Here is a 13,837-nt window from a genome sequence, read left to right on the forward strand (position 1 = left end):
CCGGAAACCGGAAGGAGAACCGCATGCCTGTCGCATCCAGGTGGTTCCTGGCAGCAGCCCTCGCCCTGTCGGCGTCGGCCTGCGTCACCATCAACATCTATTTCCCGGCGGCTGCGGCCGAAAAGGCGGCGGACCGCATCATCGACGAGGTGTGGCAGCTGCGCGAAGGCGCGGGTGGCACGCCGGCGCCGGAATCACCGCAAGGAGAGGCGAAATGAGCGTGCTTCCCGCAATCCTGCGCAAGCTCGGTGCGCTCGTGGTCGGCGTCACGCTGGCTGCTGCGGTGCATGCGCAGGGCAATCTCGAGATCGACACACCGGCCATTTCCGCATTGAAGCAGTCGATGCAGAAGCGCCATGCACAGCTCGCGCCGCTGTATGCAGCTGGTGCAGTCGGACTGGCCACGGACGGTACCGTCGCGCTGCGCGATGCCGCCGGCGTTCCGCTTGCCCAGAGCGCCCAGGTCAACAGCGTGATCGCCGCCGAGAACGCCGATCGTGCCGCCCTCTATCGCGAGATTGCCCGCGCCAACAATCATCCCGAGTGGGAAGGCGACGTCCGTCGCACCTTCGCCCAGCGCTGGGTCGATCGTGCGCAGCCCGGCTGGTGGGTGCAGCAGGGCGGCAAGTGGGTGCGCAAGTAATGGCGGTCCTCGTCTTCGACATCGAGACCATTCCCGATGTCGCCGGCATCCGCGCGATCGAGGATCTGCCCGCGGGCCTCTCGGACTACGAGGTCGCCGAATGGGCGTTCCAGCAGCGGCGGGCGAGCCACGGCAGCGATTTCCTGCCCCACCACCTGCAGCGGGTGGTGACGATCTCCTGTGCGCTGCGCGATGCGCAGCACTTCAGGGTGTTCTCGCTGTCCGAGCCGGAGAGCGGCGAGGGCGAGATCATCCAGCGCTTCTTCGACGGCATCGAACGCTACACGCCGCAGATCGTGTCGTGGAACGGTGGCGGCTTCGATCTCCCCGTGCTCCATTACCGTGGCATGCTGAACGGCGTTTCGGCGCCGCGGTACTGGGACCAGGGCGAGGGCGACTATCACGACTCGCGTGACTTCAAGTGGAACAACTACATCAGCCGCTATCACAGCCGTCACCTTGACCTGATGGACTTGCTGGCGCTGTACCAGCCGCGCGCCAACGCGCCGCTCGACGACCTCGCCAAGCTCATGGGCTACCCCGGCAAGCTCGGCATGGACGGTTCGGCGGTGTGGCAGGCCTGGCAGGATGGCCGGATCGCCGAGATCCGTGATTATTGCGAAACGGACGTGGTCAATACCTATCTCGTCTATCTGCGCTTCGAGCGCATGCGCGGGCACCTCGACGCTGCGGCATGGGCAGCCGAGGTGCAGGTGGTGCGCGACGCCCTCGGGCGGATCGATGCGCCGCACTGGAGACAGTTCCTCGGCGCCTGGCCGCAGGCCGGAGACGGGCAGGGCTGAGCCTGCAGCACATTCATCAAGGCAAGGAGAAGCACATGGGCATCCTCTACACCATCCTCATCGGCCTCATCGTCGGTCTGGTCGCGCGGCTGCTGCATCCGGGCAAGGACGGCCTCGGCCTGATCATGACCTCGCTGCTCGGCATCGCCGGTTCGCTGGTTGCGACCTACGGCGGGCAGGCCCTGGGCATCTATCATGCTGGCGAAGGAGCGGGCTTCATCGGTGCGGTCGTGGGCGCGTTCCTGATCCTCTTTATCGTGTCGCGACTCAGGAAGTAAGTTTTTTGCCCCGCGGCGCAAAAAATCTTTGACAAGATTTTTCGAGTGCCTATAATGTGGGGCTTCAGCAGGCGCGTAGCTCAGTTGGTTAGAGCACCACCTTGACATGGTGGGGGTCGTTGGTTCGAATCCAATCGCGCCTACCAAGATTCTGGAGTTGATCATCATGTTCCGAACTACCACTCAGGCCGGAAACTGAACAGGTCGGCTCCGCTTGTCTGCTAGAGAAAAAAGCGCGCCTAGACCGCGCTTTTTTTTCGTCCACAATTTTCGTCCGTATCCTGGCCCGCGACCCAGTCGGGGGCAAGCTCTGCCCGAGGTCACAGCCATGCCCAATATCACGCTTCCCGACGGTTCCGTTCGCAGCTTCGATCATCCGGTGACCGTGGCGGAGGTCGCCGCCTCGATCGGTGCCGGCCTCGCCAAGGCCGCGCTGGCCGGTCGCGTGGGCGGACGCATGGTCGACCTGTCGCATCGTCTCGACGCCGATGCCGATCTGGCGATCGTCACCGACAAGGGCGCGGAAGGTCTCGAGATCATCCGCCACTCTACCGCCCACCTGCTGGCGCACGCGGTGAAGGAGCTTTTTCCCGATGCTCAGGTGACGATCGGGCCGGTGATCGACAACGGCTTCTACTACGATTTCTCGTACAAGCGCCCGTTCACGCCCGAGGATCTCGCCGCGATCGAAGGGCGCATGGCCGAGATCGCGAAGCGCGAGATTCCGGTGCAGCGCGAGGTGTGGCCGCGTGACAAGGCCGTGGATTTCTTCAAGGGCATCGGCGAGCACTACAAGGCGGAGATCATCGCCTCGATTCCGGCGGGCGAGGATGTGTCGCTGTACCGTCAGGGCGACTTCATCGACCTGTGCCGCGGCCCGCACGTGCCCTCGACCGGCAAGCTCAAGGTCTTCAAGCTGATGAAGTTGGCCGGTGCCTATTGGCGCGGCGACTCGAAGAACGAGATGCTGCAGCGCGTGTATGGCACGGCGTGGACGAAGAAGGACGAGCTCGACGCCTACCTGCACATGATCGAGGAGGCCGAGAAGCGCGACCATCGCAAGCTCGGCCGCCAGCTCGACCTCTTCCACATCCAGGACGAGGCGCCGGGCATGGTGTTCTGGCACGCCAAGGGGTGGACGCTGTGGCAGCAGGTCGAGCAGTACCTGCGCCGCACGATCGGCGAGCATGGCTACCAGGAGGTGAAGACGCCGCAGATCGTCGATCGCTCGCTGTGGGAGAAGTCCGGCCACTGGGGCATGTACTCCGACCTGATGTTCACTACGCAGTCCGAGAAGCGCGACTACGCGGTCAAGCCGATGAACTGTCCGTGCCACATCCAGATCTTCAATCAGGGCCTCAAGAGCTACCGCGACCTGCCGCTGCGCATGGCCGAGTTCGGCTCCTGCCACCGCAACGAGCCTTCGGGTTCGCTGCACGGCATCATGCGCGTGCGCAACTTCGTGCAGGACGATGCCCACATCTTCTGCGCCGAGAGCCAGGTGCAGGCCGAGTCGGCCGAGTTCATCCGCCTGCTGCAGCAGGTGTATACGGATTTCGGTTTTACCGACGTGCAGGTGAAGCTGTCGACCCGTCCGGAAAAGCGCGTCGGCACCGACGAGCAGTGGGATGCCGCAGAGGCCGCGCTGGCCGCCGCGCTCGACGCCCAGGGCCTGCATTACGAGCTGCAGCCCGGCGAGGGCGCCTTCTACGGTCCGAAGATCGAGTTCTCGCTGAAGGACTGCCTGGGACGCGTCTGGCAGTGCGGCACGCTGCAGCTCGACTTCAACCTGCCGGTGCGCCTGGGCGCCGAGTACGTCGACGAGGACAACACCAAGAAGGTGCCGGTCATGCTGCATCGCGCCATCCTGGGCTCGCTGGAGCGCTTCATCGGCATCCTGATCGAGCATCACGCGGGCGCGATGCCGATGTGGCTTGCGCCGCAGCACGCGGTGGTGATGAACATCTCGGAAGGGCAGGCCGAGTATGCCGCCGAGGTCGCCGAGAAGCTGCGCAAGGCGGGGTTCCGGGTCGAGGCCGATTTGCGTAACGAAAAGATTAACTATAAAATTCGCGAACATAGCGTGCAGAAGCTGCCCTACCAGATCGTCACCGGCGAGAAGGAGAAGGCGGCGGGCCTGGTGGCCGTGCGCGCCCGAGGCGGCCAGGATCTTGGCCAAATGACCCTCGATGCACTGATCGAGCGCTGGCGTCGCGAAGTCGAAGCGAAAGCCGGCCCGGTCTGATATTGGTTTTCGTGGAGAGTTGAACCATCGCTCAAGAAAAAAAGCAGCGCGTAAATAGGGAGATCAACGCGCCCGAACTCCGGCTGGTCGGCGAAGAAGGCGAGCAGCTCGGAATCGTGTCCCTGAACGCAGCCCTCAACATGGCCGAAGAGGCCGGGCTGGATCTGGTCGAAATCGCACCGATGGCAGTGCCACCCGTGTGCAAGCTGATGGATTTCGGCAAGTTCAAGTATCAGGAACAGAAGAAGGCCCACGAAGCCCGACTCAAGCAGAAGCAGGTGCAGGTCAAGGAGGTCAAGCTCCGCCCCGGCACCGACGAGAACGACTACCAGATCAAGCTGCGCAATCTCAAGCGCTTCCTGGAAGAAGGCGACAAGTGCAAGGTCACGCTGCGCTTCCGCGGTCGTGAGATGGCGCACCAGGAGTTCGGTCTGCGGCAGCTCGAGCGCGTCAAGGCAGATCTGGAGGAGCTGGGCCAGGTCGAGCAGATGCCCAAGATGGAAGGGCGCCAGATGATCATGATCATCGCGCCGAAGAAGAACCGCTAAGGTTCTAGGGATTTGCCCCTGCGGGGGCAAGACCGCTGGATATCGGAAGATCGTCCGGCGGAAAACAAGTGATGCCGGGTAATGAAACGCGTCGGGGCTTATCGGCGCTACCCAGGTGTCATCCAAAAACATGGAGTCTCAGCAATGCCCAAGATGAAGACGAAGAGCGGCGCCAAGAAGCGCTTCAAGGTCCGCTCGAGTGGCGGGATCAAGCGGTCCCAGGCGTTCAAGCGCCATATCCTGACCAAGAAAACGACCAAGGCGAAGCGTCAGCTGCGCGGCATGACCGAAGTTCATGCGGCCGATGAAAAGCTGATTCGCGCCATGCTTCCGTACGCTTGATAGGAGACCGCAATGCCTCGCGTTAAACGTGGTGTAACCGCCCGCGCCCGTCACAAGAAAGTCCTTTCCCAGGCCAAGGGTTATCGCGGCCGTCGCAAGAACGTCTATCGCATCGCCAAGCAGGCGGTGATGAAGGCTGGCCAGTACGCCTACCGCGACCGTCGTCAGCGCAAGCGTCAGTTCCGCACGCTGTGGATCGCGCGTATCAACGCCGCCGCGCGTGAACTGGGTCTGACCTACAGCGTCTTCATGAACGGCCTCAAGAAAGCCGCGATCGAGATCGACCGCAAGGTGCTGGCCGACCTGGCCGTGTTCGACAAGCCGGCGTTTGCCGCGATTGCCGAACAGGCCCGGGCCAAACTCGCTGCGTAATCTCACGCAGTCCGAAAAAAGGAGGCCTGGCCTCCTTTTTTTTTCTGAATCGCCGCCGCCGCGGGCAAGGCCTTGGGCGCCGGCACAGAAATCACGCAGAACTCACGAATTCCTCGATGAGCGGCCGGATCCGCGGCCGCCATCTCGCAACACCGCATTCCGCCAGGGCAGGGACATGGAACAGCTCGATCAACTGGTACAACAGGCTGCAGCCGACTTCGCTGCGGCAGCCGATGGCGCGCAGCTCGAACAGGTCAAGGCGCGTTATCTCGGCAAGGCGGGGTCGCTCACCGAGCGCCTGAAGTCGCTCGGCAAGCTCGATCCGGACGCGCGCCGCGAAGCGGGCGCGGCAATCAACGCCGCCAAGGTGGCGATCGAGAACGCGCTCGAGGCGCGTCGCAACGCCCTGCGCGAAGCCGCGCTGCTGGCCCAGCTCGCCGCCGAGGCGCTGGACGTGACGCTGCCCGGGCGCGGCGCTGCGCAAGGTGGCCTGCACCCGGTCAGCCGCACGCTCGAGCGTGTCGAGCAGCTGTTCGCCTCGATCGGCTTCGTGGTCGCCGACGGCCCCGAGATCGAGACCGACTGGCACAACTTCACCGCGCTGAACACGCCCGAGAACCATCCGGCGCGTTCGATGCACGATACCTTCTACCTCGAAGGTCACGATGACGTGCTGCTGCGCACCCACACCAGCCCGGTGCAGATCCGCGCCATGCAGGCCCACGTCGAGCGCTATCGTGACGCGGCGGCGATGCCCGACCTGCGCATCATCGCCCCCGGCCGCGTGTTCCGCGTCGACTCCGACGCCACCCACTCGCCGATGTTCCACCAGGTCGAAGGTCTGTGGGTGGGTGAGAAGGTCAGCTTCGCCGACCTCAAGGGCGTGATCGCCGACTTCCTGCGCCGCTTCTTCGAGACCGAGGACCTGCAGGTACGCTTCCGGCCGTCCTTCTTTCCCTTCACCGAGCCTTCGGCCGAGATCGACGTCGCCTTCATGAGCGGCGCGCTGGAAGGGCGCTGGCTGGAGATCGCCGGCTGCGGCGTGGTGCACCCGAACGTGCTGCGCTTCGGCGGCATCGATCCCGAGCGCTACACCGGCTTCGCCTTCGGCATGGGGCCCGACCGCCTGACCATGCTGCGCTACGGCGTGAACGACCTGCGCCTGTTCTTCGAAGGCGACCTGCGCTTCCTGAGCCAGTTCCGCTGAGCGCCCGAGTGGCGCCCTCCGGGGCGTTGCCTCCGCGCGGCGCCGATCAGATCTTGCCTTCTCACGCAATCCGGGTAATCGAATCATGCAATTCTCCGAACAGTGGCTGCGGACCTTCGTCGATCCGCAGTTGAACAGTGCCGAACTCGGCCACCTGCTGACCATGGCCGGCCTCGAGGTCGAGGAGGCCGAGCCGGCCGCGCCTGCCTTCAAGGGCGTGGTCGTGGCGCAGATCGTCGAGGCCGAGAAGCATCCCAACGCCGACAAGCTCAAGCTGTGCAAGGTCGATGCCGGCATCGGCGAGCTGCTGCAGATCGTCTGCGGTGCCCCCAACGCCGCCGCCGGCATGAAGGTGCCGTGTGCGGTGGTCGGTGCGGTGCTGCCGGGCGAGTTCGAGATCAAGAAGGCCAAGCTGCGCGGCGTCGAATCCTTCGGCATGCTGTGCTCGGCGCGCGAGCTCGGCCTGTCCGAGGACCACGGTGGGCTCTACGCCCTGCCCGAGGATGCGCCGGTCGGTGCCGACATCCGCGACTATCTCGGACTCGACGACACGCTGTTCACGATCAAGCTGACCCCCAACCGTGCCGATTGCCTGAGTCTGACGGGGGTGGCGCGCGAGGTGGCGGCGATCACCGGCGCGTCGCTGCGCCATACCATGGTCGACGCGGTCGTACCCACCGTCGATGCGCGTCGCGACATCGTGCTCGATGCACCCGCCGCCTGCCCGCGCTACTGCGGCCGCATCCTGCACGGGGTGAATGCCAAGGCGCCGACGCCGGAATGGATGGTGCGCCGCCTGGTGCGCAGCGGCGTGCGCTCGATCAGCGCGCTGGTCGACATCACCAACTACGTGATGCTCGAACTCGGCCAGCCGCTGCACGCTTTCGACAACACCCGGCTGCAGGGGGCGATCCACGTGCGCCTGCCGCGCGCGGCCGAACGGGTGCTGCTGCTCAACGAGCAGACCGTGACTCCGGCCGCGGACACGTTGCTGATCGCCGACGAGGCGCGTGCGCTTGCGCTCGCCGGCATCATGGGCGGCGAGGACAGCGGCATCACGCTGGAGACCACCGAAGTCTTCCTGGAGAGCGCCTTCTTCGCGCCCGACGCCATCGCCGGCCGTGCGCGCAGCTACGGTTTCAGCTCGGACGCCTCGCACCGCTTCGAGCGCGGGGTCGACCCGGAGCTCGCGCGCCCTGCCATCGAGCGCGCGACGCAGCTCGTGCTCGAGATCTGCGGTGGCGAAGCCGGCCCGGTGGTCGAGGCGCAGGCGCCCGACGCGCTGCCGGCGCGCAAGCCGGTGCGCCTGCGCCCGGCGCGTGCTCGCCGCGTGCTCGGCGTCACGCTCGACGACGAAGCCATGCTCGCCCTGCTGCAGCGCGTGCACCTGGGCGTGGTGCGCGACGGCGACGACTTCCTGGTCACGCCGCCGTCGTGGCGCTTCGACATCGAGATCGAGGAAGACCTGATCGAGGAGCTCGCCCGCCTGCACGGCTACGACAACATCCCCGCGGTTGCGCCGCAGGGCAGCCTGATGATGCTGCCCAGTTCCGAGCACAGCCGTCCGGTGTGGGCGCTGCGCCACCTGCTCGCCGCCCGCGGCTACCAGGAAGTGGTGAACTTCGCCTTCGTCGAGGAGGCCTGGGAGCGCGATTTCTGCGCCAACGAGAACCCCATCCGCCTCGCCAACCCGATCGCTAGCCAGCTCAGCGTGATGCGCTCGAGCCTGATCCCCGGCCTGGTCGACACCCTGGCGACCAACCGCAAGCGCCAGATCGAGCGCGTGCGCGTGTTCGAGGTGGCGCGGGTGTTCGAACGCAAGGCCGATGGCGAGCCGGTGCGCGGCTTCCAGCAGGTCATGAACGTCGCCGGCCTGGCCGCCGGCTCGGTGCTGCCGGAGCAGTGGGGCGAGCGTTCGCGCAACGTCGACTTCTATGACGTCAAGGGCGACCTCGAGGCCCTGTTCGCGCCGCGCCAGCTTGCCTTCGCGCCGCTGTCGCATCCGGCGCTACATCCGGGGCGTGCGGCCGCAGTCAGGCTCGATGGCCACGTCATCGGCGTGATCGGCGAGCTGCATCCGGTGTGGGTGCAGCGTTACGACCTGGGCACTGCGCCAGTGGTGTTCGAGCTCGCGCTCGATGCCGCGCTCGCCGCGCGCATGCCTGGCTATGCCGAGATTTCGCGCATGCCGGCCGTGCGTCGCGACCTTGCCCTCGTGATCGCCATGGATGTCCCGGTCGAGCGCGTGCTGGAAGTGCTGCGCGCGGCCGCGCCCGCCATCGTGCGCGAGATCAGCCTGTTCGACCTCTATCATGGCAAGGGCATCGACCCGGACAAGAAGAGTCTTGCCTTCAGGGTATCGATGCAAGATACTCAACGCACACTCGAGGACGCCGAGGTCGAGGCGGCGATGGCCGTGCTCGTGCACCAGGCGGAGACCGTGCTCGGAGGCCGACTGCGTGGCGCGGGAGGCTGACGCGATGACGCTGACCAAGGCAGAACTCGCGGATCTCCTGTTCGAGCAGGTCGGGCTCAACAAGCGCGAGGCCAAGGACATGGTCGAAGGCTTCTTCGAGGAGATCCGGACTGCGCTCGAGCGTGGCGACAGCGTCAAGCTGTCGGGCTTCGGCAATTTCCAGTTGCGCGACAAGCCTCAGCGTCCCGGACGCAACCCCAAGACCGGCGAGGAAATCCCGATCACCGCGCGCCGTGTGGTCACCTTCCACGCCAGCCAGAAACTGAAGGCCGCGGTGGAGCAACTCAGCGATGCAAGCAAGCAGCCCTGATACCGAAGCGCAGGATCTGCCCCCGATCCCGGCGAAGCGTTATTTCACGATCGGCGAGGTCAGCGAGTTGTGCCTGGTCAAGCCGCACGTGCTGCGTTACTGGGAGCAGGAGTTCACCCAGCTCAAGCCGGTCAAGCGCGGTGGCAACCGGCGCTACTACCAGCACCATGAAGTGCTGCTGATCCGTCGCATCAGGCAGCTCCTGTACCAGGAAGGCTTCACGATCTCCGGTGCGCGCAACCGGCTTGGCGAGTCGGCGATCCACGCGCAGGAGAGCCAGGTCGAGGTGGAGCGCTACCGGGAGGTGCTGCGGGCGCTGCGCAGCGACATCGAGACGACGCTGGCGGATCTGCGAGGCTGAAATTTTCTTGGAAAATTTCTGGTAATTCCAGAAACCGCCGCTATAATGGCGGCTTGTGTCGGGGCGTAGCGCAGCCTGGTAGCGCACTTGCATGGGGTGCAAGGGGTCGCGAGTTCGAATCCCGCCGCCCCGACCAATCAAACAAACCGGCCTCGGCCGGTTTTTTGTTTTGTGGCGCCCGTGCCGATAGCGCAAGGACGCTGTGCTAACATCCGCTACTCCGGCCGTTCTTCCCGGTAACCCGTACGGATTTCAAATGCGTATTCTGGTCAGCAACGACGACGGTTATTTCGCTCCGGGTATTTCGGCGCTCGCCGAGGCTCTGGGCACGCTCGGCGAAGTCACGGTGGTGGCGCCGGAGCGGGACCGCAGCGGTGCGAGCAACTCGCTGACCCTGGATCGCCCGCTCTCGCTCAAGCGCACGGCCAACGGCTTCTACCACGTCAATGGCACGCCGACCGACTGCGTCCACCTGGCGGTCACCGGCATGCTGGACCATCTGCCGGACATGGTCGTGTCCGGCGTGAATCACGGCGCGAACATGGGCGACGATACGGTCTACTCGGGTACCGTAGCTGCAGCGACGGAAGGCTTCCTGCTCGGCGTACCCTCGATCGCGGTGTCGCTGGTCAGCAAGTCGGCCACCGATTTCAGCGCCGCGGCACGGGTGGCGCGCGACCTCGCAGAGCGCTTCATGCGCAATCCCTTTCCGCATCCGGTCCTCCTGAACGTCAACGTTCCCGATGTCGCCTACGAGCGCCTGCGCGGCGTGCGGGTGACCCGGCTGGGCAAGCGCCACAAGGCCGAACCGGTGGTGCGCAGCCAGACGCCGCGCGGCGATACGGTGTATTGGGTGGGCGCGGCGGGGGGCGCGGCGGATGCGGGCGAGGGGACAGATTTCCACGCGGTGGCCAACGGCTTCGTGTCGGTCACGCCGCTGCAGATCGACCTCACCCACACCGGCCTGATCGCGCCGGTTTTCGACTGGCTCCAGCAGTGATCACACGGGTGGCCGACGCGGGGCAGGCGGCGCGCGCGCGCGCGCGCATGGTCGAGCGCCTGCGCACGCAAGGCATCCGCGACGAGCGTGTGCTCGCGGCCATGCAGGCTGTCCCCCGTCACGCCTTCGTCGAGGAAGGGCTGGCCTTCAGCGCCTACGACGATACTCCGCTGCCTATCGGGTTCCAGCAGACGATTTCGCAGCCCTTCGTCGTGGCGCGGATGATCGAACTGCTGCGTGCCGGTCGCGAGCTCGGGCGGACGCTGGAGGTCGGTGCAGGCTGCGGCTACCAGGCGGCCGTCCTCTCGCTGCTGGCCTCGGAGGTCTATGCGGTCGAGCGGATTCGCCCCTTGCTCGATCGTGCGCGGGCGAATCTGCGCCCCTTGCGTCTTCCGAACGTACGGCTGAAACTTGCCGACGGTAGCCTTGGTCTTCCCGAGGCGGCGCCCTTCGACAGCATCGTCGTTGCCGCTGCGGCCATCGGCGTGCCGCCGGCGCTCAAGGACCAGCTGGCGCCCGGCGGGCGCCTGATCGTGCCGGTGGGCGGCGGCGAACAGCGGCTCGTGCTGATCGAACGGCAGGGCAATGTGTTCCGCGAGAGCGTGTACGAGGCGGTGCGCTTCGTTCCCTTGCTCGGCGGTACGGAATGAAACAACGGTAATTTCGGATGCATACACGTACAAGCTATCTCTCTCTTCTCCTCGTTGCACTGCTGAGTGCGGGCTGCGCCTCCAAGGTCACCGCGCCGGTGCGTGACGGGAGCGGAAGCGCCGCCGGCGGCGTGACGACGCCCGCACCGGTTTCCGGCTTCCATACCGTGCGTCAGGGCGAGACGCTGCTCGCGATCGCCCGCCAGTACGGGGTGACGCTGCCGGATCTGGTGAGCTGGAACGGCATCACCGATCCCAACCAGATCCACGTCGGCCAGACCATCCGGGTCTCGCCCACCGGTGCCGCGCCGGTGGCGATCGTCGCGCCGGGCCAGGGCGCTGCGGTCGCGACGCCGGTGCCGCCGAGCGGGACCGATGCCGGGGCGGTGCCGCTGGTGCGCGAGCCGATCGGCGGCAAGGCGCCGATCACCGAGCCGTCGGTGCCGACGCCTCCGCCTGCAGCCACCCCGTCCGCGGCCGCCATGAGCGGACAGTGGCAGTGGCCGGCAAAGGGCACGCTGATCGCCGGCTACAACGAGGCTTCCAACAAGGGCCTCGATATCGGCGGCAGCGTCGGCGACCCGGTGTATGCGGCTTCCGCGGGAAAGGTCGTGTATGCGGGCAGCGGCCTGCGTGGCTACGGCAAGCTGATTGTCATCAAGCATAACCAGGAGTACAACTCGGTCTATGCACACAACGACAAGCTGCTGGTGAAGGAGGACGACGACGTCGTCCAGGGCCAGAAGATCGCGGAGCTGGGCAGCTCGGAAGCCGATCGGCCCAAGTTGCACTTCGAGATCCGCAAGCAGGGCAAGGCCGTGGATCCGATGGGATATCTGCCCGCACGCTAAGGGGAAAGCATGGAAGAGCCGGCGAATCTTGACGAACTGGAAAGTCATGAACCGGATCTTCCACCCGAGGTGGAGGTGTTCGCGTCCCATGCGCTGCCGGTGGTCGAGAACGACTTCTTCAGCGACGTCACGCAGCTTTATCTGAACGAGATCGGCGCCAATCCGCTGCTCACCGCGGTGGAGGAACTCGAGATCGCCCGGCGCGTGCGCATGGGCGATTTCGATGCGCGTCAGACGATGATCGAGCGCAACCTGCGCCTCGTCGTCAATATCGCCAAGCACTACCTGAATCGCGGCATCCCGTTGCTCGACCTGGTCGAGGAGGGCAACCTCGGTCTCATGCACGCCCTCGAGAAGTTCGATCCAGAGCGCGGCTTCCGGTTTTCGACCTACGCCACCTGGTGGATCCGGCAGAACATCGAGCGCGCGATCATGAACCAGTCGCGCACCATCCGCCTGCCGGTGCACGTGGTCAAGGAGCTCAATCAGGTCCTGCGGGCGCAACGCCATATCGAGTCGCACTCGAACGGCGAGTCCTCCCTCGAGCAGATTGCCACCCGGCTCGGCAAGAGCATCGAGGAGGTGCGCAGCATCCTGGCCTTGAGCGAACACACGGCCTCGCTCGACGCTCCGCTCGACATCGATCCCACGCTGTCGATCGGCGAGTCGCTGGCGGACGAGCACCAGGCGACCGCTGACGTGCAGATCCACGGCTCGGAAGTGGAGTCCCTCGTGCGTGAGTGGATCAAGATGCTGAGCGACAAGCAGCGCATGGTGATCCGTCATCGCTACGGCATCGACGAATGCGAATTGCTGACCCTGGAAGAACTCGCGGCACGTCTGGAGCTGACGCGCGAGCGCGTGCGCCAGATCCAGCTGGAGGCGCTCGGCCAGCTGCGGCGCATCCTCAAGCGTCACGGCATCTCGCGCGACGCCCTGTTGTGAGGGTTCAGGCCCCGTACGGGCCGTCGGCCGTCGGGAATGCGCGCAGATAGAGCTCGCGGCTGGCGTAGGCCATCACCGGCAAGGTCACCAGCAGCAGCGGCAGCAGCAGGGCGCTGACGATGATCACCGCCGAGAGCAGCAGCGCCCAGCACATCATGACGCCGAAGTGTCCGAACACCGCACGGACGCTGGCGACGACGCCGGAGACGAGCTGCGCCCGCCGGTCGTAGATGAGGGGGATAGAGAACGCCGACACCGTGAACAGGATGAAGGCGAGCACCGCGCCCATGATCGCGCTGTAGGCGGCGTAGTTCACCACGATGCCCTCGATCCGCAGCAGGCGCAGGAAGCCGAAGGACTCGCGGCCGACCATGAAGCCGTAGAGGATCCCGGCGTCGGTGATCCAGATCAGGAACAGCAGGCCGCAGACGAAGGACACCACCCAGCCGCCGCGCGGCATGCGCCGAAAGCCCTCCCAGATGTCGGCGAAGCCGACGTGGCGGGCCTTGCGCAACTTGTCCGAGAGCGAGAAGAAGCCGACGAGCAGGGCCGGTCCAACGAGCATGAATCCACCGGCCAGGGACAGGCTCATCGGTGCGATCTGGCCGAATTCGAGCACCGCATACATGAGTACGCCGATCGCCACGAAGAGTGCGGCGAAGGCCGCGCTGATCAGCGGCATCGCGCGGAACTGCCCGAGGCCGAAACGCACCGAAGCGCCGATGTCGGACAGGGTCAGGGGCGCCGAAACCAGATTCGCTGATGCTTCGTGGGTGTTTGGGCGGGCGGTCATGGCGGGAAATCCC

The 13,837-nt window shown here is 65.7% G+C and carries 17 protein-coding genes and 2 tRNA genes; 18 read left to right on the forward strand and 1 reads right to left on the reverse strand.

The window, feature by feature from the left end; genetic code table 11:
• Positions 1-23 precede the first annotated feature (23 nt).
• From CKCBHOJB_RS06580 to rpoS, 18 genes are all read left to right on the forward strand, one after another.
• Positions 24-218, forward strand: a complete 195-nt coding sequence (locus CKCBHOJB_RS06580; protein WP_281051192.1) for a hypothetical protein — start codon at positions 24-26, stop codon at positions 216-218.
• Positions 215-643, forward strand: a complete 429-nt coding sequence (locus tag CKCBHOJB_RS06585) for a YdbL family protein (protein WP_281051193.1) — start codon at positions 215-217, stop codon at positions 641-643. Before CKCBHOJB_RS06580 ends, CKCBHOJB_RS06585 begins: the two co-directional genes overlap by 4 nt.
• The gene (locus CKCBHOJB_RS06590) at positions 643-1,446 is read left to right on the forward strand and encodes a 3'-5' exonuclease (RefSeq protein WP_281051194.1); all 804 of its coding nucleotides are present in this window, start codon (positions 643-645) and stop codon (positions 1,444-1,446) included. The genes CKCBHOJB_RS06585 and CKCBHOJB_RS06590 overlap by 1 nt, the downstream gene beginning before the upstream one ends.
• A 35-nt stretch (positions 1,447-1,481) precedes the next feature.
• Complete coding sequence (locus CKCBHOJB_RS06595) at positions 1,482-1,724, forward strand: GlsB/YeaQ/YmgE family stress response membrane protein (protein WP_281051195.1); 243 nt, start codon at positions 1,482-1,484, stop codon at positions 1,722-1,724.
• 69 nt (positions 1,725-1,793) lie between these two features.
• Positions 1,794-1,870, forward strand: a tRNA-Val gene (locus CKCBHOJB_RS06600).
• A 182-nt stretch (positions 1,871-2,052) separates the two neighbouring features.
• Positions 2,053-3,969, forward strand: a complete 1,917-nt coding sequence (thrS, locus tag CKCBHOJB_RS06605; RefSeq protein WP_281051196.1) for a threonine--tRNA ligase — start codon at positions 2,053-2,055, stop codon at positions 3,967-3,969.
• A 26-nt stretch (positions 3,970-3,995) separates the two neighbouring features.
• Positions 3,996-4,517, forward strand: a complete 522-nt coding sequence (gene infC, locus CKCBHOJB_RS06610) for a translation initiation factor IF-3 (RefSeq protein WP_281051639.1) — start codon at positions 3,996-3,998, stop codon at positions 4,515-4,517.
• Between the two features lie 144 nt (positions 4,518-4,661).
• A complete protein-coding gene (rpmI, locus tag CKCBHOJB_RS06615; RefSeq protein ID WP_002923845.1) occupies positions 4,662-4,859 on the forward strand; it encodes a 50S ribosomal protein L35 in 198 nt (65 codons plus the stop codon).
• Between the two features lie 12 nt (positions 4,860-4,871).
• Positions 4,872-5,231, forward strand: a complete 360-nt coding sequence (rplT, locus tag CKCBHOJB_RS06620) for a 50S ribosomal protein L20 (RefSeq protein WP_004299089.1) — start codon at positions 4,872-4,874, stop codon at positions 5,229-5,231.
• A 175-nt stretch (positions 5,232-5,406) separates the two neighbouring features.
• Positions 5,407-6,438 (forward strand): phenylalanine--tRNA ligase subunit alpha, encoded by a 1,032-nt coding sequence (gene pheS / locus CKCBHOJB_RS06625; protein WP_281051198.1) that lies wholly within the window; start codon positions 5,407-5,409, stop codon positions 6,436-6,438.
• 85 nt (positions 6,439-6,523) lie between these two features.
• Positions 6,524-8,914, forward strand: a complete 2,391-nt coding sequence (pheT, locus tag CKCBHOJB_RS06630) for a phenylalanine--tRNA ligase subunit beta (RefSeq protein WP_281051199.1) — start codon at positions 6,524-6,526, stop codon at positions 8,912-8,914.
• Between the two features lie 4 nt (positions 8,915-8,918).
• Positions 8,919-9,224, forward strand: coding sequence for an integration host factor subunit alpha (locus CKCBHOJB_RS06635; protein WP_004299096.1), 306 nt, complete (start codon positions 8,919-8,921; stop codon positions 9,222-9,224).
• A complete protein-coding gene (locus CKCBHOJB_RS06640) occupies positions 9,205-9,585 on the forward strand; it encodes a MerR family transcriptional regulator (protein ID WP_281051200.1) in 381 nt (126 codons plus the stop codon). The genes CKCBHOJB_RS06635 and CKCBHOJB_RS06640 overlap by 20 nt, the downstream gene beginning before the upstream one ends.
• A gap of 59 nt (positions 9,586-9,644) precedes the next feature.
• Positions 9,645-9,721 (forward strand) — tRNA-Pro (locus CKCBHOJB_RS06645).
• Between the two features lie 120 nt (positions 9,722-9,841).
• Positions 9,842-10,585: a 5'/3'-nucleotidase SurE gene (surE, locus tag CKCBHOJB_RS06650; RefSeq protein WP_281051201.1), complete on the forward strand. Its 744-nt coding sequence runs from the start codon at positions 9,842-9,844 to the stop codon at positions 10,583-10,585.
• Positions 10,586-10,632: 47 nt separating this feature from the next.
• The gene (locus CKCBHOJB_RS06655) at positions 10,633-11,235 is read left to right on the forward strand and encodes a protein-L-isoaspartate(D-aspartate) O-methyltransferase (protein WP_281051640.1); all 603 of its coding nucleotides are present in this window, start codon (positions 10,633-10,635) and stop codon (positions 11,233-11,235) included.
• A gap of 17 nt (positions 11,236-11,252) precedes the next feature.
• On the forward strand, positions 11,253-12,086 hold the full coding sequence (locus tag CKCBHOJB_RS06660; RefSeq protein WP_281051202.1) for a peptidoglycan DD-metalloendopeptidase family protein: 834 nt from the start codon (positions 11,253-11,255) through the stop codon (positions 12,084-12,086).
• 9 nt (positions 12,087-12,095) lie between these two features.
• Positions 12,096-13,031, forward strand: a complete 936-nt coding sequence (gene rpoS / locus CKCBHOJB_RS06665) for an RNA polymerase sigma factor RpoS (RefSeq protein WP_281051203.1) — start codon at positions 12,096-12,098, stop codon at positions 13,029-13,031.
• A 4-nt stretch (positions 13,032-13,035) separates the two neighbouring features.
• On the opposite strand, the gene CKCBHOJB_RS06670 is transcribed toward rpoS, so the two are convergent.
• Positions 13,036-13,824 carry a DUF2189 domain-containing protein gene (locus CKCBHOJB_RS06670; RefSeq protein WP_281051204.1) on the reverse strand — a complete coding sequence of 263 codons (789 nt, stop codon included), beginning with the start codon at positions 13,822-13,824 and terminating at the stop codon, positions 13,036-13,038.
• Positions 13,825-13,837: the final 13 nt, after the last annotated feature.

The sequence above is a fragment of the Thauera sp. GDN1 genome (assembly GCF_029223545.1).
In the GTDB taxonomy this organism is placed as follows: domain Bacteria; phylum Pseudomonadota; class Gammaproteobacteria; order Burkholderiales; family Rhodocyclaceae; genus Thauera.